Here is a 20,117-nt window from a genome sequence, read left to right as displayed (position 1 = left end):
GGGTCAGGCTCCGATCGACGGTGCGGAGAGGGTGAACCCGAAGGCGGCGAAGACCTCGCCGTCGTGCGGGGCCCGGGGGAACGGTTCGGCGCGGAGTTCGAGCTCCCCGTCGACGACCGACAGCGCGAGGATCGTCGTCGTGTCACCGGTGCCGGGATCGACCGCGAGGGTGGTGCCGTCGTGCAGGGCGACGGTCATCCGCTCGGCGCTCCTCGCGATGAACAGCGCACGGCGCAGACTGCGGACGTGCCGGAGCGCGACGAGGGCGACCCCGTCGTCGAACCCGACGAGCGGCCGGTTGCCCGGGGTCCCGACGGCCCGCCCGGCGGTGGCGCCGTCGACGGTCGCCGCGCCGACGACGTGGTCGGTGCTCTCCCAGACCGTGCTCGTGCAACCCGCGACGACGAGGCTCGCGACGGCAGAACGCCGACGGTCGACGCGGACGACGGGCGTCCCGGCGTCGAGGACCTGCACGTCGCGCGGGTCCGGAGCCGGGAACGGACGGACCCGTCGAGCGCGGGCTGCGAGCCGGGCGGCGACGCGCGCCGAGGGGCCGGTCGACGTCGGGATCGGGGTGGACTGCGGCCGCGGAGAGGACGACGTGACGGAAACGGCGGGGGTGGTCCGCGCCGTGGGGCCGGACAGGGTCAGCCCGATCCCCGGGGCCGGGGTGCCGCCGTTCGTCGGTCCTGCGATCGGTGGCGTCGCCGCAGCGCGCTGCGTGCCGGCCGTGTCCCGCGGCACCGGTCGGACCCGCCGCCGGAGGTACGGGTGCGCCGAGGTCATCGCCGCCGACCGATGCCGTGGTCGTTCCGGAGCCCGGTGAGCCCCGTCGTGTAGCCCTGGCCCACCGCGCGGAACTTCCAGTCCGTCCGGTGCCGGTACAGCTCGCCGAGGATCACGGCGTCGATGGTGTGGTTGCGGTCCGACGGCAGCGCGAAGGAGACCAGTTCGCGGCCGTCCGGCGCGCTGACGCGGATCGACATCGAGCGCACCGAGCCGAGGTCGCCGGGGGAGCGGCGGTCCGGGTCGAGGTACACCGCGAAGACGATCTTGTCGACGACGTCCGGCACCGACACGAGGTCGACGTCGATCTCCTCGTCGTCGGACTCGTCGAGGTACGTGACGGAGGCGTCGGCGCTCTCGAGCTGGTTGAAGAAGACGAGGTCCTCGTCGGAGAGCACGAGTCCGTCCGCGCCGCACACCAGGGCGACGGGCACGAGCTCGGCCGACGGACCACGGCTGACGATCTGGTCCCACGCGATGCCGACGACGACCGCCGTCAGGCCGGGGTTCTCGGCCGTCAGCGCAGCGTTCGCCCCGGGGACGAGCCGCCCGCTCACGAGTCCGCTCCGCGGAGTCGCAACCCCGGATCGCCGTCACCGAGACGCTCCCGCAGGAACCGGCCGTGGGTGGAGAGCTCGGCGATGGCGCCGCTCCGGATCTGTTCGTGCATGTCCTCCACCGTCTCCGCGACGACGTCGAGCTGGTCGGCGAGTGTCCGGGTGGCGTCGCTGTCGTCGCGCCGGTCCGCCGCGGGCAGCGAGCGGTACGTGCGGACGGGTGTGGGCAGGTAGTCGTCGACGACGGCCTGGAACAGGTAGCGCTGCTCCGTCGAGGCGCCGCGGGCGACGGGCGTGTCGGCGGCCTCGCGCAGGAGGTCCTCGACGTGGCGGATCCGCGAGGCGATCACCGTCGGCAGGTCGGCTCCCGCGGCACGGACGAACGCGCGCAGGTCGTCGAGCCCGGCGGCGACGGCACGGTCGTCCGCCGAGCCGCCGGCACCGCGGACGTCGATCCGGGCCGCGGCGGCCGCAGCCGCTTCGTCGGGCGTCGGCGTCCGGCGCCCATCGTCGTGCCGGTGGTCGGCACGGTCGTCGTCCCGGCCGAAGAGCGCCCGGAAGCGGTCACGCACGGCGCGGGGCCGCGGAGGTCATCGGGCGACCGACCGGGGGTCGTCGTCGCTCTGCCGCGCACGCTCCAGGTAGGGCTTCGCCCGCTGGATGCCCGCCTCGAGCGCGCTCACGGTCGACGACATGTTCTTCGCCGCCTCGGAGCGGAACGAGTCGATGGCGTCCATCGTCTGGAACACGTTGTCGAACGCGCGCTGCAGGGTCTCCACGCTGACGCCGGAGTTCGTCGCCTGCTGGTGGATCCGCGTGGTCTGGTCGCGGAGCATCTCGCTCGTCTGCAGGATCATCGCGTTCGTGGTGTTGTTCACGGCGTCGATCTGGTCGAGCACCATGCGCTGGTTCGCGAGCGCCTGAGCGACGACGACCGCGGTGCGGAGGGCCGCGACGGTCGTGGTGCGCGCTCGCTCGACACCCTTGATGAGCTCAATGTTGTTCTTGCGGACGAGGTCCATGGCGAGGTACCCCTGCACCGAGACCGCGAGCTGCGTGAGGATGTCCTGGTGCCGCTGGCGCACCGGGAACAGCACGTCGGACTCGAGCTTCTGCGCCTCGTCCACGCGGCCGGCGTTCCGCAGCGACTCGACCTTCGTGACGGCCGCCTGGTCGAGCGCCTTCGCGAAGACGGCGTACTCGCTCAGCTGCTGCATGGTCTCCCACAGCTGGACCTTCTCGTCGGCGAGCGTTGCGTTGTCCTTGCGGAGCTCGTCCTGGCCGGCCATGAGCGACTTGATGATGCGGTCGAGCTGCGTCTGCGCGGACTCGTAGCGCTGGAAGTACTTCGCGAGCTTGTTGCCGCCGGGGATCATCCCGAGGATCTTCCGGCCGGTGCTGAGGTCGGCCTGGTTCGGGGTCAGGTCCTCGACGGTCGAGCGCAGGTCGCCGAGGGTCGTCGCGACCTTCACCTGTGCGCTGTCGCCCGTCCGGCGGGCCCCCGCGACCGAGGACTGCGACCGCTCGAGCATCCGCGACGAGAACCCGCCGGACCGGGCGATCTCGCTGCCCGCGATCTGGTTGATGCCGTCGACCTTCTCGCCGAACGCCGGGGAGCGCGGGTCGAGCGCGGCGACCTCGTCGACGAACTCGCGCGCCTGCGCCGCGATCTGCGCCTGCCGCTCGGCGTCGACCGGGACCATGCCGGGGGCGTCGTCGGGCGTGATCGTCTCCGCCGCGTCGGCCGGCCGCAGGACGAGGGCGTCCTCGGACGAGTCAGCGGGCTCCGGCGGTGCGAGGGGTCCGGGCATCGGTGTCTCCTGGGTCGTTCGAAGGGGTCGCGGGGTCGCGGGTCGCGGGGAGCGGCTCAGCCGAGCTGGACGCCGAAGTCGGTGGCGATGCCGGCGAGGCCGGTCGTGTAGCCCTGGCCGACGGCGCGGAACTTCCACTCGGCACCGTTGCGGTACAGCTCGGAGAAGATCATCGCCGTCTCGGGCGCCGCGTCCTCGGACAGGTCGTAGCGGACGATCTCGTTGCCGTCCTGGTCGAGCACGCGGGAGTACGCACTCCGGACCTGGCCGAAGTTCTGCCGCCGGGCCTCGCCCTGGTCGATCGACACCGCGATGACCACGCGGACGACGTCGGCGGGGAGCGCCTGCAGGTCGACGGTGATCTGCTCGTCGTCTCCGTCGCCCTGACCGGTGCGGTTGTCGCCCTGGTGCGCCACGGCACCGTCGACGCTGCGCGGCTGGTTGTAGAAGATGAAGTCGGCGTCCGAGCGGACCTTGCCCGACTCGCCGAGCAGCAGCGCCGACGCGTCGAGGTCGAACTGCTCGCCCGAGGTCGTGCGCGGGTCCCAGCCGAGGCCGACCGTCGCGACGGTCAGCCCAGGGCTCGTCTTCGTGAGGGAGAGGTTGTTGCCCTTGGCGAGGGAGAGTCCAGCCATGATCGGGTCCTTCCAGGTGGTGCGGTCGGTGCGGGTGCGGAGGTCAGTCGAGGACGACGCCGAAGTCGGTGGCGACGCCCCGGAGTCCGGTGGCGTAGCCCTGGCCGACGGCGCGGAACTTCCACTCACCGTTGTACCGGTAGATCTCCGCGAAGATCATGCCGGTCTCCGACGCGGCGTCCTCGGTGAGGTCGAAGCGCACGACCTCGTTGCCGGTCTCGTCGTTCACGACCCGGCAGAAGGCGCCGCGGACCTGCCCGAAGTTCTGCCGACGGGCGTCCGCCTGGTCGATCGTCACGACGATGACGACCCGCTCGACGTCGGCGGCGACGGCGTCGAGATCGACGAGGATCTGCTCGTCGTCGCCCTCGCCCTCGCCGGTGCGGTTGTCGCCCTGGTGGACGACCGAGCCGTCGTTCGACTGCAGCTGGTTGTAGAAGATGAAGTCGTCGTTCGAGCGCACCCGGCCGTTCGCGCCGACGAGCAGCGCGGAGGCGTCGAGGTCGAACTGCTCACCGGCGGTCGTGCGCGGGTCCCAGCCGAGACCGATCATCGCGCGCCGGAGACCCGGGTCGGTCTTGGTGAGCGAGAGGTTGTTGCCCTTGGACAGCGAGAGGGTCGCCACGGAGGTCTCCTGTTCCTTGATCAGAGGGCCGCGGCCGCGGGGGCGACCAGGTCCTGGACGGTGCGGCCGTTCGCCCGCTCGCCGATCGCGCTGAACGACCAGCCAGCCGAGCCGCGGGTCACCTTCGCCATCACCATGGCGGTGTGCGGACCGGACTCGGTGAGCTCGTAGCGCACGACCTCGGGTGCACCGGCGGTGGAGTCGTCGACGACCCGGCAGAACGCGTTCTTGACGCTGTCGAAGGTCTGGCGGCTGTAGCTGCTGATCACGAACACGATCTGCGCGACGGCGGGGTGCACGGCGCTCAGGTCGATGCGGATCGTCTCGTCGTCGCCCTCACCGGCGCCGGTGAGGTTGTCGCCGGTGTGCTGGGCGGAGCCGTCCTTGCTGCGGAGCTGGTTGAACCAGACGTAGTCGATCGGCGTGCCCTGGGCGTCGAAGAAGATCGCCGAGGCGTCGAGGTCGACCTCGGCCTCCTTGCGGCCGCCGAACAGCCCGCGCTTCGCGGCGACGGCGTCCCACCCGAGGCCGAGGCGCACGCGCGTCAGTGCGCTGCCGTCCTGTTTCGTGAGGGAGAGCGACTGGCCCTTCTGGAGGCTGAGTCCCATGGTGTGACCTTTCGTTGGAGCAGTTCGGTGTCGTCCGCGCGGGACCAGTGTCGTCGCGCGGATCAGTGGACGAGCTGGGCGGGTTCCGCCGGCTGCTCGGCCGCGGCCTTGCGGCGGTTCCGGACGACGGAGGAGATGAAGGCGGCGAGGATGAAGACGACGCCGATCAGGCCCGTGACCACCTCGTTGACCTCGGTCGTGATCGTGACGAGCAGGATCACGGCGAGGGCGCCGATCGCCCAGTGCGCGCCGTGGTCGAGGTACTCGAACTCGTCGAGCGTGCCCTGGCGGACGAGGAACACCGTGAGCGAGCGGACGAACATCGCGCCGATGAGGCCGAGGCCCAGGGCGATGATGATCGGGTCCGCGGTGATCGCGAACGCGCCGATCACGCCGTCGAACGAGAACGACGCGTCGATCACCTCGAGGTACAGGAACAGCAGGAACGCCGCACGGCCGGCGACGTGCCCGAGGCGGCGCTTCTTCACGATGCGGTCGGCCTCGGCCACCATGTGGTCGGTGCTCTCGAGCGCATCACCCTCGTCCTCCGGGTCGTCGACGTCGAAGAGCCCGCCGAGTCCGGTGACGAGGAAGTAGGTCACGAGTCCGGCGATGCCGGCGATGAGCACGACGCTCTGGTGGTCGCCCGAGGACACCGCGAAGACGGCGAGCAGCACGAGGGCGACGACGACGTTGACCATCGGGAGCTTGCCGATCACGTGCAGCGGGCGCTCGAGCCACTTGAGCCACAGGATGTCGCGGTCCTCGAACATGAAGTCGAGGAAGATCATCAGCAGGAACATCCCGCCGAAGGCCGCGATCTGCGGGTGCGCCTCGTGCAGCAGGTAGGCGTACGTGCCGGGCTCGTCGATCGGGCCCTTCTCGAGCGCGAGCTGGACGGCCTCGACCGGGTTCAGCTGCGCGGTGATGCCGACGATGAGGAGCGGGAAGAGCACACGCATGCCGAACACCGCGATGACGATGCCCACGGTGAGGAACATCTTCTGCCAGAACGGGCTCATCCGCTCGAGGATGCGCGCGTTCACGACGGCGTTGTCGAAGCTCAGGCTGATCTCGAGCACACCGAGGATGAGCGTGATCACGACGGCGGTCCAGCTGCCGTAGATCAGCGCCGTGGCGAGGGCGAGGACGGTGATCACGAGGGACCACCCGAAGGTCTTCAGGAACACGTGCGGCGGTCTCCCGGTCGGTGCGTCGTCGAGCAGGGGCTGAGGACGTTCGCAGTCGAACGAGCCCCCGCGGCGATGCTACATGCTCGGCGCCGTCCCGCGGTGGGGCCAGCGGCCGTCTGCGGTGAACGCCGGATCGCGCTGCTTCCGCATGTACTCCTGGAACGAGGACGCCTGATCGGCGCACCAGCCGACCTGTTTGCGGTGGAGCTCCTCGGCCGAGACGCCGAGCTCCTCCGGGTACTTCGCGGCGATGGCCTGCGCGACCCGACCCGCGGCGACGGCGTCGGCCCCGGCGTCGTGCGCGTCGTCGAGCTGCACGCCGTAGAGCGCCGACGCGGCCTCGAGCGTGCGCTTGCCCTTGCGGTACGTGTCGAGCGCCTTGTCGATCACGAGCGGGTCGACGACGTTGCCGACAACGGGGGAGGGCAGGCCGTGCCGTCGGGCCTCGCGGTCGAGCACCGTGAGGTCGTACGGGGCGTTGTAGATGACGAGCGGGATGCCGCGGGCGAACACGGCCTCGACCGCGGCGATGACCTCGGCCACCACCTCGCCGGCGGGGCGGCCCTCGGCCTGCGCCCGCTCGGTGGTGTAGCCGTGCACCGCGGCGGCGCCCTCGGGGATCGCGATGCCCGGGTCAGCCACCCAGGCGCCCTCGACGATGGACCGCCCGGTCATGTCGATGAGCCCGACGTGCGCGGTGACGATGCGGGCGGTCTCGACGTCGACGCCCGTTGTCTCGAGGTCGAACACGCCGAGTGCGTGCCACCAGGGGCGACCGGAGAGGTCCTGCACCGGGGCGTCCGGAGCGGACGTGTCGGTCACTGCTGCGGAGTACGTCACGTCAGGAGGCTAGCCGGACGCACCGACACGACCGACGCGACCCGCCCGCCGGACCCGACCCGTGCCTCCAGGCCGGTCCGCTCGCTACTGCGTGACCGGCCGTCCGACGTGCAGCCAGTAGAACGACTGCGTCCCCATCGTCAGCGTGACGTTCCCCTCGTCGTCGAACGACGGGAACGACCCACCGCCGAACAGGTCGTACAGCGGCCGCCCCGCGAACTCCGGCGCCGACACCGTGACCGACGTCGGGTTCGTGGCGAACGAGAACACGCACAGGACGTCCTCGGCGCTCGGCCCGAACTGCTGCCCGGAGCCCTCCCACGAGCGGACGAACGCGAGCACCGACTCGTTGTCGGTGTCCTGCACGTGCAGGCTGCCCATCCCGAACACCGGGTGCGCCTTGCGGACGTGGATCACGTTCCGCACCCAGTGCAGCAGCGAGCGGGACTGCGCGAGCTGCGCCTCGACGTTCACCTGCGCGTAGTTGTAGACGAGCGACTGGACGACCGGCAGGTAGAGCTTGCCCGGGTCGGCGGTCGAGAACCCGGCGTTCCGGTCCGGTGTCCACTGCATGGGCGTGCGCGAGGAGTCGCGGTCGGGCAGCCAGATGTTGTCGCCCATGCCGATCTCGTCGCCGTAGTACAGGAACGGCGAGCCCGGCAGCGAGAACAGCAGCGCGTGGATGAGCTCGAGTTCCGCGCGGGAGTTGTCGAGCAGCGGCGCGAGGCGACGGCGGATGCCGATGTTCGAACGCATCCGCGGGTCGTAGCCGTACCAGCCGTACATCGCCTGGCGGTACTCCTCGCTGACCATCTCGAGGGTCAGCTCGTCGTGGTTCCGGAGGAACACGCCCCACGCGGCCTTCTCCGGGACGTCGAGCGTCTCGGACAGGATCGCCTTGAGCTCGGCGGCGTGCTGCGCGCGCAGCGAGTAGAAGATGCGCGGCATGACCGGGAAGTCGAACGCCATGTGGCACTCGGGCTCCTCGTCGGTGCCGAAGAACGCGGCGGTCTCGCGGGGCCACTGGTTCGCCTCGGCCAGGAGTACGCGGCCGGGGTACTCGTCGTCGACCATCGCGCGGAGCTTCTTGATGAACTCGTGCGTCTCCGGTTCGCCCTCGCCGTTGCCGTCCTCGGACTGGAACAGGTACGGGATGGCGTCGAGCCGGAGCCCGTCCACGCCCATGTCGAGCCAGTGCCGGACGACGTCGTAGACGGCCTCGACCACCGCGGGGTTCTCGTAGTTGAGGTCGGGCTGGTGCGAGAAGAACCGGTGGAAGAAGAACTGTCGACGGACCGGGTCGAACGTCCAGTTCGACTCCTCGGTGTCCACGAAGATGATGCGGATGTTCTGGTAGTGCTCGTCGGTGTCGCGCCAGACGTAGAAGTCGCCGTAGGGGCCGTCCGGGTCCTCGCGGGACTGCTGGAACCACTCGTGCTGGTCGCTCGTGTGGTTGAGGACCATGTCGATGACGATGCGCATGTTCCGCTCGTGCGCCTTCGTCACGAGTTCGCGGAAGTCGTCGAGGGTGCCGAACTCCGGCAGGATCGCCTTGTAGTCCTGGATGTCGTACCCGCCGTCGCGCATCGGCGACTGGAAGAACGGCGGCAGCCACAGGGCGTCGACGCCGAGCCACTGCAGGTAGTCGAGCTTGCCGATGACGCCCTGGATGTCACCGATCCCGTCGCCGTTCGAGTCGACGAACGAGCGGATCATGCACTCGTAGAAGACCGAGCGCTTGTGCCACTGCGGGTCGAGCGTGAGTCCGGGCAGCTGGATAGGGGCCGTGAACGTCAACCGTGCTCCTCGTCGAAGGTCGGCGGGCCGGCGGCGTGGCCCGTCCCCGCCACAGTAGGCGCGCGGCCCTGCGACTGTCCGCGGGTTGCGCGGGTTGCGCGGGTCGCGTTCGGTCGCGTTCCGTCGCGTGCGGTTCGCCGGCCTGGAGGCACGGGGCGCGTCGCCGGGGCGGGCTGCGGCCCGGTGCGTGGTCCGCTTCGTCGGGGTGGGCTGCGGTCCGGGGCGTGGTCCGCTTCGTAGACTGGCCGGGATGCGAGCGCCCGTGATCTCCCCGTACCAGTCGCTGACGGCGTCGACGCCCGTCGTGCACCGCTCCGTCGTGGTCGACGGCCGCACCACGCACTACTGGGAGTACGGGCCGGCCGACGCGCAGGAGACGGTCCTGGCCGTCCACGGGTTCCGCGGCGACCACCACGGCCTCGAGACGATCGCCGCCCACCTGGTCGGCAAGCGGGTGCTCGTGCCGGACCTGCCCGGCTTCGGGATCTCGGACCCGCTGCCCGTGTCGGACATCGACGGCTACGTCGGTTGGCTCACCGGCTTCCACCGAGCCCTCGGGCTGACGCGGGACACCGTCGTGCTCGGCCACTCCTTCGGCTCGATCGTCACCGCGGCCGCCGTCGCCGCCGGGCTCGGTACGCGGCTGCTCGTCCTCGTGAACCCCATCGCCGCGCCGGCGCTCCAGGGGCCGCGTGCCGTCGCCACCGGCATCGCGATCGGGTACTACCGCGCGGGGGCCCTGCTGCCGCGGCCGCTCGGGCTCGGGCTGCTCCGGAACCGTGCGATCGTCCGGGCGATGAGCGTCGCGATGCTGAAGAGCCACGACCGCGACCTCCGCCGCTGGGTGCACGAGCAGCACGACCGGTACTTCTCGGCGTTCGCGGACCGCACGAGCGTGCTCGAGGCGTTCCGCACCTCGGTCACGCACGACGTGTCGGAGTACGCCGACCGCATCGACGTGCCCGTCCTGCTCGTCGCAGCGGAGCACGACGACATCACCGCGGTGCCCGAGCAGCGGGCCCTCGCGGCCCGGCTGCGGGACGCCGAGCTCGTGGTGGTCCCGGGCGTCGGACACCTCGTGCACTACGAGACCCCGGGCGCGGCGGCGGACGCCGTGCTCCGGCGGATGGCCGACCGACCGCGTCGCGCGGGGCACCCGCGGCGGACCGGGTCCGGCCGGGCGGACGGGGCGACCTCGTGACGCGCCTGCGGATCGGCATCGACTGCCGGTACGTCCGCATCGGGCGGCACGACGGCATCAGCCGCTTCACCGCCGGCATCGCGGCGCACCTGCCCGACCGGCACGACGCCGTGCTGCTCGTGCACGACGAACGGCAGCTCGAGTCGCTGCCGTCGGGACTGCCGTGGGAGCTCGTCCCGGCGCCGACCGACGCGGGGGAACCGTTCGTCGCCCGGGTCGTCAACCGGCTCGGCCTGGACGCGGTGTTCTCGCCCATGCAGACCATGGGTTCGCGTGGTCGGCGGTACGCTCTCGTGCTGACCCTGCACGACCTCATCTACTACCGGAACCGCACGCCCCCGCGGGAGTTCTCGTGGCCGATCCGGCTCGGCTGGCGGCTCTTCCACCTCAGCTGGGCACCGCAGCGCTTCCTGCTCGACGGCGCCGACGGCGTGGTCACGGTCTCGCGCACGACCGCCGGCCTGATCGCGGAGCACAGGCTCACGAAGCGCCCGGTCACGGTCGCGTACAACGCGGCGGACCCGGCGGAACCGCGCGACCCGGCGGCCGGGCGGCAGCGCTCCCTCGTCTACATGGGCTCGTACATGCCGTATAAGAACGTCGAGACCCTGGCCGCCGCGCTGCCGCTGCTCGGACCGGACTGGACGCTGCACTGCATGTCCCGGGTGTCCGACGCCGACCGTCGGCGGCTCGAGGGGCTCGCGCCGGCGGACTCGATCGTGTGGCACGACGGTGCGTCCGACGAGGAGTACCTCGCGACGCTGCGGTCCGCGACGGCACTCGTCACGGCGTCCCGCGACGAGGGCTTCGGCATCCCGCTCGTCGAGGCGATGGGTGTCGGCACACCGGTCGCGGTGAGTGACATCCCGATCTTCCGTGAGATCGGCGGCGACGCCGCGGAGTACTTCGACCCGTCGTCGCCCGCGGCCGTCGCCGCCGCCGTCCGTCGGCTCGAGGAGCGCTGGGACACGGCGTCGGCGGCGTCGCTGGAGCAGGCCGCGCGGTTCCGCTGGGCGGACTCCGCCGAGCAGGTCGTGCAGGCCGTCGAACGTGCGGTGGCCGAACGGGCGCGACGCCACGGCTGACGGTCGCCCGAGCCGGGGCACCTCGCCCGGCGTGGTCCGCCGCGCACGGTGCCCGGCGTGGTCCGCTGCGCGCCGTGCCCCGTGGGGTCTGCCGTGTCACCGGTCGGCGGCGGTGACCGTCGCTCCCGGGAAGACGGCGTGCGTCCGCTCCGACGCGGTCGCGACCACGGCGTCGAGCACTGCTCCGGTCCCGCCGGTCACCACGACGACCCGCTGGAGTGCCGCGTCGTCCGCCGTGCGTTCCGGCCCGGAGGAGCAGCGCACCGCCATCACGCCGCCGATGTCCGCGACCGAGCGGGCGACCTCGAACCGCTGCCGGCTGACGGTGGCGTCCGCGGACACCCCGACGTCGAGCGCCCCGATCCGCGCGATCGCCGTCACCCGGACGCCGTTGCCGCCGGCGTCGGCCGCGGCGGCGCTCAGCCGCGTGACCACGTCGACCTGCTGACCGGGGGAGAGCGCGGTGTCGACCACGACGACCGCGGCCACGTCGTACGCCGCGAAGGCCTGCTTGTCGGTGGTCGGGTCCTGGACCGCCTGCACGCCCGGGACCGCGCTGGCGTCGGCGCGGAACCGGTCGAGGGCCGCCTGCGGCTGCGGGAACACCCCGCCGACGCCGTTCTGCACGCTGCCGACGATGGTCGACAGCACGACGGCGATCACGACGCCGGCGACCACGAACCCGAGCAGCACGAGGGACCCCCGTCGCAGGCGCTGCGCCCCGGTGACCGCGCGGACCGCCGCCGTGTCCGGTCCGAACGCGCGGTCCAGGTCGTCGTCGGAGGCGTGCCGACCCGAGTCAGCGGCGGCGAGCCGACCCGAGGCAGCGGCGGCGTGTCGACCCGGGACCGCGGCGGCGCGCCGACCGTCGGGCAGGGGGCGTTCGAACCACGGTGGGTCGTCGTCGGTCCGCCTGGCGTCCATGCCGTCCCCCTCACACCGTCCGGGTCGGGCGGCCCGGGAGCCGGCCGTCCGTGCAGCGGAGCGTAGTCCGGCGACGGTCAGGGGGTTGCGGGTTCCGCGGGACGCCGTCGTGGGTCAGCCGCGGCGCTCCAGCGGGTTCTGCTCCGCGAACGATTCGTCGTCGGTCTGCTCGGAGACCTCGTCCAGCGGGTCGTCGAACCGGACGAGCTCGGCTCGGAAGCGCTCGGGGTCCCAGCGGAACGAGTGCACCGACCCGTTGCGGATCGGCGTCGACCAGCGGTCCGCGGTGCCGGGAGCGGCGGCGTTGACGAGTGCACGGATCACCGCGCCGTGGGTGGCGACGACGACCGACCCCGCGTCGAACCGGACCGCGATCTCGCCGAGGGTCTCGGTGGCGCGGGCGAGGAGGGCGCTCCGCGACTCACGTCCGGGGACGACGTCGTCCGGGTAGCGCTCGACGACTTCGGAGTCGGTGAGGCCCTCGGCTTCGCCGTAGGACCGCTCGGCCAGGCCCGGGTAGGTCGACGGGACGTCGAGCCCGAGGTGGGCGGCGATGATCGACCCGGTCTCGTACGCGCGCGAGAGCGGCGACGCGACGACGGCGTCGAAGGACCGACGCGCGAGGAGTGCTGCGGCCGCGGCCGCCTGGGAACGGCCGGTGTCGTTGAGCGGGATGTCGGTGGAGCCCTGGATGCGGCGCTGCGCGTTCCAGTCGGTCTCGCCGTGCCGGACCAGGGTGAGGAGCGTCGTCACCCGTCGATCATCGCAGACGGCAGCAGACGCGCCGCCAGGGCCTCGAGCGTCTCGGTGGTCCCGCCGTCGATCTTCACCGCTGCTCGCCGGTCGCTGCGGGTGGTGCCGCGGTTCACGATGACGACCGGGTGCTTGCGGCGCGTGGCGTGGTCGACCAGGCGGACGCCGGAGTTCACGGTGAGGGACGACCCGACGACCAGCAGCGCATCCGCGTCGGCCACGATCGACACGGCCTCGCGGAACTTCTCGGCCGGCACGAACTCGCCGAAGAACACCACGTCGGGCTTCAGCACCCCGCCGCACACCGAGCAGTCGGGCACGCGGAAGCGCTCGACGTCGGTGATCTCGACGTCACCGTCCGGCTGCAGCTCGACGTTCCCGGGTTCGTCGATCCACGGGTTCTCGCGGTCGAGCACGGCGGCGAGGTCGGCGCGGGAGAAGACCTGCCCGCACGTCAGGCACACCGCGCGGTCCATCGAGCCGTGGATCTCGACGACCCGGCGCGACCCGGACCGCAGGTGCAGGCCGTCGACGTTCTGCGTGACGACCCCGGTGACGAGCCCCGCTCGCTCGAGCGCGGCGAGGGCGCGGTGCCCGGCGTTCGGACGTGCCGCGGCGAACGAACGCCACCCCAGGTGCGAGCCGGCCCAGTACCGCTGTCGCTTCGCGGCGTCGGAACGGAACTCCTGGAAGGTCATCGGCTTGCGGACCACCCGGCCGTCGCCGCGGTAGTCGGGGATCCCGGAGTCGGTGCTCAGCCCCGCCCCGGACAGCACCGCGATCCGCTTGCCCGCGAGGAGCTCGACCACGCGGTCCAGCTCGGCCTGCATCGGGTCGGTCAGCACGTCGTCCACGGTACCCTCAACAGCCGACCGCCCAGCCGCCTTCCCACGAAACGAGCCCCGTGCACCCCGTCCGCATCGACACCCTCGACGACCCGCGCCTCGACGACTTCGCCCGACTGACCGACGTGGCGCTCCGACGGGTCTCCGAGCCGGAGGGCGGGCTGTACATCGCGGAGTCGAACACGGTGATCGAGCGCTCGGTCCGGGCCGGGCACGTGCCCCGGAGCGTCCTCGTGCAGGAGAAGTGGCTCGACAGCGTGCTGCCCCTGGTGGCGGACCACGAGGGCCCGGTCTTCGTCGGGCCCGACGCCCTGCTCGAGCAGCTGACCGGGTTCGCCATGCACCGGGGCGCCCTCGCCGCGATGCACCGTCCGGAGCTGCCGAGCGTCGCGGACGTCGTGCGGGACGCCCGGCTCGTGGTCGTGCTCGAGGACATCGTCGACCACACGAACGTCGGTGCCGTCTTCCGGAGCGTCGCCGGACTCGGCGCCGACGCGGTGCTCGTCAGCCCGCGCTGCGCCGACCCGCTCTACCGACGGAGCGTCCGGGTCAGCATGGGCACCGTCCTGCAGGTGCCGTGGACCCGCATCGGCGACTGGCCCGCGGCGGGCGACGACCTCCGCGCGCAGGGGTTCCACCTCGCCGCGATGGCGCTCACCGACCGCTCGGTGGACCTGGACGCCTTCGTGCAGGACATCCCCGAGCGGATCGCGCTCGTGATGGGCACCGAGGGCCAGGGCCTCACGCCCGCCGCGATCGCCGCAGCCGACACGACCGTCCGGATCCCGATGGCGCACGGCGTCGACTCGCTCAACGTGGCTGCGGCGAGCGCCGTCGGCCTGTGGGCGGTCGCCCACGCGCAGCGGGCGGCCCGCTAGGCACCGATCCGGTCGGCGGGCAGCAGCACCGGCCGGGAGGATCGTGGCGGGTCAGGCGGGCAGCCACCGTCCGACGGCGGTCACCAGGGCGCGGTCCGTGTCCGGCCCGCCGGTCAGGCACCCCCCGACGGGCGCGCCGTCCACGGTGAGCACCGGCGCGCTCACCGACGGGAGGCCGCCGACGCTCGCGAGCGCGGTCATCGCGGTCGTCGCCGTCCGGACCCGCTCGAGCTCGACCGCGTCGGCGGCGAGCGCGGGAGCCGGGCCGGGCACGGTCGGCGCCAGGAACACGCGGTCGTGCAGCGCCTCGCGGATCGCGGCCCGGACGACGGGGAACCGCTCGCGCGCCGCCGCCACCTGGTCGGCCGGAGCGGCGGCGGCCGCGGCGAACCGTCCACCGACGACGGCGCCGAGCGCTCCCGGGTGTGCGGCGATCCAGTCGCCGTGCACGGCCGTGGCCTCGGCGCCCTGCACCAGCCGGAGCAGCTCGCGCAGCTCGTCGAGTCCGGGGAGTCCGAGCGCGGCGAGGGAGGTCTCCGGCACGTCGGGCCCGACCGCGGCGCGGAAGGCCTCCCGCGTCGCCGGGTCCGCGGCGTCGAGCAGGTCCGTCAGGACCACCGGGTCGCCGACCGGCTGTCGGGCGATGTCGTCCGGCACCGAGGCGTCGAGCGCGCGGAGGAGCGTGTCGGCGTCCCGCGTCAGCCATCCGACGGTGTCGAACGACGGCGCGAGGGGCAGGAGTCCGGCCCGGTCGACGAGCCCGTGCGTCGTGCGGAGGCCCCACAGCCCCTGGTAGGACGCCGGGACCCGGATCGAGCCGGCCGTGTCGGTGCCCAGTCCGATGCCGGCCGTCCCGGAACGGACGGCCGACGCTGAGCCGCTGGACGATCCTCCCGGTACGGCGGTCGGGACCGCCCCGTTGGGTGGGGTGCCGTGGTGTTCGTTGCGTCCCGTGAGCGCGTAGGCGAACTCGTCGGTCCGCGCGATGCCGCGGATCGACGCGCCGGCGGCGAGGAGCGCCGCGACGGCGGCCGCTGCCGTCGCGGCGGGGACCGACTCCCGCAGGTACGTGGGGTTCCCGGCACCGACGGGGTGCCCGGGGACGGCGTAGAGGTCCTTCACGGCGACGGTCTCGCCGTCGAGCGGGCCGGTCCCGGTCGGGGCGACGAGCGGGTCGCCGAGCACGCGCCAGACCGTGGTGTCGAACGCCCGCGGGCGTCCGGTGACGTGCGCCGCCTCGATCCGCCACGTGCCGTCCTGGCGGCGCCACAGCTGGGTCTGCAGGCCGGAGCCGCCCGCGTCGAAGGTGGACACGGCGACGACCAGGGCGAGGTCGTCGGCGAGCGCTCGGACCTCGACCCGGGTCAGGGTCCGGCTCGCGACCCCACCGCGCGCGCCGCGGAAGGCGCTGATCGCGTCGTGGCCGACGAGCAGACCGCGGTCGTCGCCGCGCAGGGTCGTGGGGGAGCGGACGAAGGCGTCGTCGAGCGCGGCGAGGTCGTCGGTGGCGAGGGCGCGCTCGTAGGCGTCCAGGGCCTCGAGGAGCCCGGCCGGGGCGTCCGGCCCGCTCACCGGACGTCCTCGAAGTCGGCCTTGCGGATGCGGGCGTGCGCCCCCGTGACGAGGTCGACCACCTGCGAGACGTTGAAGTCGGTCGCGGCGCTGAGGTACGCGTACGCCAGGTGCGGCTCCATGCCGTAGCGGGCGCCGAGGATCGCGATCGCGTGCCGGACGCAGGCCCGGACGGCCTCGTCGAGGTCGGGGTCCATGCCGGTCGGGACGAGGAACTCGTGCGTCTCGACGAGCGGCCACACCAGGTCGCCGAACCGCTGGACTGCCTCGGCAGCGGGCGTCAGGTCGAAGCGCAGCGTCGCCCGGAGCGAGGCCTCCATCGCCGTGAGCGCGACCTCGCCGTCCCCCTGCGCGAAGTGCGGGTCGCCGACGTACACCGACGCGCCCGGCACGAGCACGGGCAGGTGCAGCTGGGCTCCGGCCTGCAGCAGGTTGACGTCGACGTTCCCGCCGTGCCGCCCCGGTGGGACCGAGTGGAGCCGTTCGCCCGGGGTCGCGACACCGGTGATGCCGAGGAACGGGGCGAGCGGGAAGCGGGCGTACCGGTCGCGGGACTCGGTGAGCGGGATGCGGCCGAGCAGCCCGTCCGGTCCGGGGACGACGTCCGCGAAGACGCTCACGGTCGTGCCGTCGACCGGGTACTCGCCGTGCAGCGCGCCGCGGCCGTGCCGGTTCGACACGACCCCGTACGGGACCCGGGGCAGCGTCTCGAGCACCGTGACGGTCAGGACGTCCCCGGGCTCTGCGCCCTCGACCGCGATCGGGCCGGTGACCACGTGCGGTCCGTCGTGCTCCGGGTCGCGGCGAGCGGCACGGGCCACGGCGACCGCGTCGTCGAGGACGTGCTCGCGGGGCACGCCGTGCCGGGCGAAGAACGCCACCGGGTCGCTGCCCTGGTCCGGCAGGAGCCCCTCGTGGCTGAGCGTGTCGATCGTCACCTCGGCACCGGACGACACCGTCATCACCGGGCGGTCGGCGTCGCTCGGCAGGCGTCCCCACAGCGCCTGCTCCGGGTCGACCGGCAGGTACCGGTCGGAGCGGACCGGACCCGTGCCCGGTTGCAGGACAGACACGGCGGGGGCGGCCGAGGACGGCGGCACGGGCGCGGTGCCCGGGGTGGATCCGTGGAGCATGTCCGTCACGGTAGGGGGCGTCCGGGGCCGCACCGGGCCGTCCCGCCGATGTTTTACACGTTCGTCACACGCGGCACCCGGTCACGCCCCGGTACGCTCCTGTGCCGTGCCAGCAGTCGTCCGTCGCCCCCGCTCCGCCATCAGGAGGCCCGTGACGATCACCGTCGTCGCCGTCCTCGTGCTCGTCGTCGGGTTCCTCGTCGCGGCGGCCGTCGTGCCGTTCGCCCCGGCGAGCGCGCGGACCACGACGTACGCCGCCCCGACCTCGACGCTGCCGGCGCTGTCCTTCCCGGGCTACGGCGCGACCGCGGTCGAGGCCACCGACTTCCCGGAGAGCCTGCGGACGAGCGGGGACCGCAGGGCCCGGTCGATCGCGAGCATCTCGAAGGTCGTGACCGCGCTCGTCGTCCTCGACGCGAAGCCGCTCCGACAGGGCCAGGCGGGACCGACGATCACGTTTGACGCGCAGATGCAGGGGCTCTACGCGACCTACGCTGCGCAGAACGGCGAGGTCGCCCCGATGCCCGCGGGGCTGCAGCTGTCGCAGTACCAGACCATGCAGGTCATGCTCATGAAGTCCGCGAACAACTACGCCGGCGCGCTCGCACTCTGGGCGTTCGGCTCGATGGACGCCTACCAGCGCGCCGCGACGACCTGGCTGCACGCGCACGGGCTCGACGACACCACGATCCACGAGCCGACGGGCCTGGACGCGGGCAACACCTCGACCGCGACCGACCTCGTCGACCTCGGGCAGCTCGCACTCGCGGACCCCGTGGTCAAGGAGATCGTCGGCACCGCGCAGGCCACGGTCCCTGGCGCCGGGCAGATCGAGAACTCGAACAAGCTGCTCGGGATGGACGGCGTCGAGGGCATCAAGACCGGAACGCTCGACCAGGCCGGCGCCTGCCTGCTGTTCGCCGCCACCTACGAGCGGGGCGGCCGGACCGTCACGGTCGTCGGGGCGATGCTCGGCGGGGTCGACCACGACTCGCTCGACGTCGACGTGCAGCGGCTCCTGCGCTCGGTCGCCGACAACTTCCAGGTCGTCACCCTGACGCACGCCGGGCAGACGTTCGGGACGTTCTCGACGCCGTGGCGGGACGAGGCCGACGCCGTCTCGGCGAGGGCGGCCGAGGTCCTGGTCTGGGGACGGACCACCGTGACCGCGAAGACCACGCTCGAGCAGCTCACCTTCGGCGCCGCGGGGGAGCGGGTCGGGCGCGTGCGCTTCACGATCTCCGACCACGACCCGGTGACCGTGCCGCTCGTCCTCGAGCGCGGGATCGAGGATCCCGGCGTCTGGTGGCGTTGGACGAACCCGTTCCAGGGCACCGCCGCCTGACCCCGAGCACCGCGTAGTGTCGGCGGGGTGACGACGACGTTCCCCCGGTCCACCCCGTCCGCCCTCGGCATCGACCCGCGCGGGGTGTCCGCGTTCCTCGACGCCCTCGAGTCCACGCCGGGCGTGGAACCCCACTCGTTCCAACTGCTCCGGCACGGGCAGCTCGCCGCCGAGGGCTGGTGGGCCCCGTACTCGTCCGACCGCGTGCACCTGCTCTACTCGCTGAGCAAGAGCTTCACCGCAGCGGCCGTCGGCACCGCGGTCCGCGCCGGCCTGGTCGACCTCGACGCCACGGTCCTGTCGTACTTCCCCGAGCTCGACGCCGACGTCACCGACGAGCGCAGCCGGCGCATCCGCGTGCGGCACCTGCTCGCGATGGCGTCCGGGCACCGCGAGGAGGCCCTCGAGCGCGCCCGCGCCGCCGACCCGACGAACCTCGTCCGCGGGTTCCTCCTGACGCCCCCGGACGAGGAGCCCGGCAGCGTCTTCGCCTACAACCAGCCCTGCACCTACACGCTCGCGGCGATCGTCCGACGCGTGACCGGCGGTTCCCTGGTCGACTGGCTCCGCCCGCACGTCCTCGAACCCCTCGGGATCGACAACCTCGCCTGGAAGACCGACGAGACCGGCGCCGAGCTCGGCTTCAGTGGCTGCTACGCCCCGACCTCGGCCGTCGCCGCACTCGGGCAGCTGTACCTGCAGCGGGGCGTGTGGGACGGCCAGCGCATCCTCGACGAGGACTGGGTCGCCGCCGCGACAAGCACGCAGGTCGCGAACCCGGACGAGGAGAACGTCGACTGGCGACAGGGCTACGGCTTCCAGTTCTGGATGGCCCGGCACGGCTTCCGCGGCGACGGCGCGTACGGCCAGTTCTGCGTCGTCCTGCCCGAGCAGGACGTCGTCCTCGCCATGACCGGGCAGAGCACCGACATGCAGGCCGTCCTCGACGCGGCCTGGCAGCACCTGCTGCCCGCCGTCGATGCTGTGGACACAGACGCTGCGGACACCGACGTGGCAGCGGACACCGCCCTGGAGGCACGGCTCGCCTCCCTGGGGCTGCCGCCCGTCGACGGGGTGGAGCTGCACGACGACGCGAACGCGTCCTACGCGGCGACCGGCGTCGCCGACGGGGTGCGTCTCGCCCGCTCGGGCGACGGCTGGCGCGTCACGGTGGAGGTCGACGGCGGCACGCTGACGTGCCCGGTCGGCCAGGGCGCGTGGGCGGTCGAGGGTCCGCTCGCCGCGAGCGGGGCCCGCCGACGCGAGGGGGTCGTCGCCGTCGACGTCCGCTTCGTCGAGAGCCCGCATCTGCTCGGCCTCCGGCTCGACACCGGCACCGGTACGGCGACCTCGGCCTGGGCGACGCAGCCGTTGCACGACGGACCGCTGACGCTCCGGCGCCCGGCCGACTGATCGGCCGTCGCCCGCGCTAGGTGTACTGAGCCGTCAGGTTGTTGACACTCGGGCTGCGGGCGTGAGTCCGTGGCTCGAGTGGATCCGTTCAGTGTTGTAGTGCTCGATCCAGGGTG

At 72.7% G+C, this 20,117-nt stretch carries 20 protein-coding genes; 5 read left to right on the top strand and 15 right to left on the bottom strand.

Translation table 11 applies throughout. The annotated features are described in order from the left end of the window. Positions 1-3 precede the first annotated feature (3 nt). From DEU32_RS06940 to treS, 10 genes are all read right to left on the bottom strand, one after another. Positions 4-786 (bottom strand): hypothetical protein, encoded by a 783-nt coding sequence (locus DEU32_RS06940; protein ID WP_114849914.1) that lies wholly within the window; start codon positions 784-786, stop codon positions 4-6. Beyond that, on the bottom strand, positions 783-1,343 hold the full coding sequence (locus DEU32_RS06935) for a TerD family protein (RefSeq protein WP_114849913.1): 561 nt from the start codon (positions 1,341-1,343) through the stop codon (positions 783-785). Before DEU32_RS06935 ends, DEU32_RS06940 begins: the two co-directional genes overlap by 4 nt. Continuing rightward, a complete protein-coding gene (locus tag DEU32_RS06930) occupies positions 1,340-1,915 on the bottom strand; it encodes a hypothetical protein (protein WP_114849912.1) in 576 nt (191 codons plus the stop codon). The genes DEU32_RS06935 and DEU32_RS06930 overlap by 4 nt, the downstream gene beginning before the upstream one ends. A gap of 18 nt (positions 1,916-1,933) precedes the next feature. Then, positions 1,934-3,154 carry a toxic anion resistance protein gene (locus DEU32_RS06925; RefSeq protein WP_114849911.1) on the bottom strand — a complete coding sequence of 407 codons (1,221 nt, stop codon included), beginning with the start codon at positions 3,152-3,154 and terminating at the stop codon, positions 1,934-1,936. A gap of 56 nt (positions 3,155-3,210) precedes the next feature. Beyond that, entirely contained in the window at positions 3,211-3,789 is a 579-nt protein-coding gene (locus tag DEU32_RS06920) for a TerD family protein (protein WP_058740895.1), read from the bottom strand. Positions 3,790-3,832: 43 nt separating this feature from the next. Continuing rightward, positions 3,833-4,414 carry a TerD family protein gene (locus DEU32_RS06915; protein ID WP_114849910.1) on the bottom strand — a complete coding sequence of 194 codons (582 nt, stop codon included), beginning with the start codon at positions 4,412-4,414 and terminating at the stop codon, positions 3,833-3,835. A gap of 20 nt (positions 4,415-4,434) precedes the next feature. Next, positions 4,435-5,022 (bottom strand): TerD family protein, encoded by a 588-nt coding sequence (locus tag DEU32_RS06910; RefSeq protein WP_114849909.1) that lies wholly within the window; start codon positions 5,020-5,022, stop codon positions 4,435-4,437. Between the two features lie 62 nt (positions 5,023-5,084). Further along, positions 5,085-6,212 (bottom strand): DUF475 domain-containing protein, encoded by a 1,128-nt coding sequence (locus DEU32_RS06905; protein ID WP_114849908.1) that lies wholly within the window; start codon positions 6,210-6,212, stop codon positions 5,085-5,087. A gap of 78 nt (positions 6,213-6,290) precedes the next feature. Further along, entirely contained in the window at positions 6,291-7,007 is a 717-nt protein-coding gene (locus tag DEU32_RS06900; RefSeq protein WP_058740911.1) for a 3'-5' exonuclease, read from the bottom strand. A gap of 132 nt (positions 7,008-7,139) precedes the next feature. Further along, on the bottom strand, positions 7,140-8,852 hold the full coding sequence (gene treS / locus DEU32_RS06895; RefSeq protein WP_114849906.1) for a maltose alpha-D-glucosyltransferase: 1,713 nt from the start codon (positions 8,850-8,852) through the stop codon (positions 7,140-7,142). 250 nt (positions 8,853-9,102) lie between these two features. Between treS and DEU32_RS06890 the strand changes: the two genes are divergently transcribed. Together DEU32_RS06890 and DEU32_RS06885 are read left to right on the top strand one after the other, a co-directional pair. Further along, positions 9,103-10,053 carry an alpha/beta fold hydrolase gene (locus tag DEU32_RS06890; RefSeq protein ID WP_058740890.1) on the top strand — a complete coding sequence of 317 codons (951 nt, stop codon included), beginning with the start codon at positions 9,103-9,105 and terminating at the stop codon, positions 10,051-10,053. Positions 10,054-10,058: 5 nt separating this feature from the next. Then, positions 10,059-11,138 carry a glycosyltransferase family 1 protein gene (locus tag DEU32_RS06885; RefSeq protein WP_114850117.1) on the top strand — a complete coding sequence of 360 codons (1,080 nt, stop codon included), beginning with the start codon at positions 10,059-10,061 and terminating at the stop codon, positions 11,136-11,138. Between the two features lie 96 nt (positions 11,139-11,234). On the opposite strand, the gene DEU32_RS06880 is transcribed toward DEU32_RS06885, so the two are convergent. The 3 genes from DEU32_RS06880 to DEU32_RS06870 form a co-directional block, all read right to left on the bottom strand. Continuing rightward, positions 11,235-12,062 carry a hypothetical protein gene (locus tag DEU32_RS06880; protein WP_114849905.1) on the bottom strand — a complete coding sequence of 276 codons (828 nt, stop codon included), beginning with the start codon at positions 12,060-12,062 and terminating at the stop codon, positions 11,235-11,237. Between the two features lie 114 nt (positions 12,063-12,176). After that, positions 12,177-12,815, bottom strand: coding sequence for a histidine phosphatase family protein (locus tag DEU32_RS06875; RefSeq protein ID WP_114849904.1), 639 nt, complete (start codon positions 12,813-12,815; stop codon positions 12,177-12,179). Further along, positions 12,812-13,645, bottom strand: a complete 834-nt coding sequence (locus tag DEU32_RS06870) for a Sir2 family NAD-dependent protein deacetylase (protein WP_058740909.1) — start codon at positions 13,643-13,645, stop codon at positions 12,812-12,814. Before DEU32_RS06870 ends, DEU32_RS06875 begins: the two co-directional genes overlap by 4 nt. A 74-nt stretch (positions 13,646-13,719) precedes the next feature. On the opposite strand from DEU32_RS06870, the gene DEU32_RS06865 reads away from it, so the two are divergent. Further along, positions 13,720-14,538: an RNA methyltransferase gene (locus tag DEU32_RS06865; RefSeq protein ID WP_114849903.1), complete on the top strand. Its 819-nt coding sequence runs from the start codon at positions 13,720-13,722 to the stop codon at positions 14,536-14,538. Positions 14,539-14,589: 51 nt separating this feature from the next. Here DEU32_RS06865 and DEU32_RS06860 read toward each other — a convergent pair whose 3' ends face one another. Further along, positions 14,590-16,110 carry an AtzH-like domain-containing protein gene (locus DEU32_RS06860; RefSeq protein ID WP_114849902.1) on the bottom strand — a complete coding sequence of 507 codons (1,521 nt, stop codon included), beginning with the start codon at positions 16,108-16,110 and terminating at the stop codon, positions 14,590-14,592. Further along, positions 16,107-17,243: an acetamidase/formamidase family protein gene (locus DEU32_RS06855; protein ID WP_114850116.1), complete on the bottom strand. Its 1,137-nt coding sequence runs from the start codon at positions 17,241-17,243 to the stop codon at positions 16,107-16,109. Before DEU32_RS06855 ends, DEU32_RS06860 begins: the two co-directional genes overlap by 4 nt. Before the next feature lie 151 nt (positions 17,244-17,394). On the opposite strand from DEU32_RS06855, the gene DEU32_RS06850 reads away from it, so the two are divergent. Beyond that, the gene (locus DEU32_RS06850) at positions 17,395-18,588 is read left to right on the top strand and encodes a D-alanyl-D-alanine carboxypeptidase family protein (protein WP_114849901.1); all 1,194 of its coding nucleotides are present in this window, start codon (positions 17,395-17,397) and stop codon (positions 18,586-18,588) included. Positions 18,589-18,615: 27 nt separating this feature from the next. Continuing rightward, positions 18,616-20,001 (top strand): serine hydrolase, encoded by a 1,386-nt coding sequence (locus tag DEU32_RS06845; protein ID WP_114849900.1) that lies wholly within the window; start codon positions 18,616-18,618, stop codon positions 19,999-20,001. Positions 20,002-20,117 lie beyond the last annotated feature (116 nt).

It is taken from the genome of Curtobacterium sp. AG1037 (genome assembly GCF_003349855.1).
In the GTDB taxonomy this organism is placed as follows: Bacteria; Actinomycetota; Actinomycetes; order Actinomycetales; family Microbacteriaceae; genus Curtobacterium; species Curtobacterium citreum.
This window is presented reverse-complemented; position numbering and strand designations above follow the sequence as displayed.

Bases quoted from the DNA above. Each gene is read 5' to 3' on its own strand.
- DEU32_RS06940 (WP_114849914.1), bottom strand. From the start codon at position 786: ATGACCTCGGCGCACCCGTACCTCCGGCGGCGGGTCCGACCGGTGCCG.
- DEU32_RS06925 (WP_114849911.1), bottom strand. From the start codon at position 3,154: ATGCCCGGACCCCTCGCACCGCCGGAGCCCGCTGACTCGTCCGAGGAC.
- DEU32_RS06920 (WP_058740895.1), bottom strand. From the start codon at position 3,789: ATGGCTGGACTCTCCCTCGCCAAGGGCAACAACCTCTCCCTCACGAAG.
- DEU32_RS06910 (WP_114849909.1), bottom strand. From the start codon at position 5,022: ATGGGACTCAGCCTCCAGAAGGGCCAGTCGCTCTCCCTCACGAAACAG.
- DEU32_RS06890 (WP_058740890.1), top strand. From the start codon at position 9,103: ATGCGAGCGCCCGTGATCTCCCCGTACCAGTCGCTGACGGCGTCGACG.
- DEU32_RS06880 (WP_114849905.1), bottom strand. From the start codon at position 12,062: ATGGACGCCAGGCGGACCGACGACGACCCACCGTGGTTCGAACGCCCC.
- DEU32_RS06870 (WP_058740909.1), bottom strand. From the start codon at position 13,645: ATGCAGGCCGAGCTGGACCGCGTGGTCGAGCTCCTCGCGGGCAAGCGG.
- DEU32_RS06855 (WP_114850116.1), bottom strand. From the start codon at position 17,243: ATGCTCCACGGATCCACCCCGGGCACCGCGCCCGTGCCGCCGTCCTCG.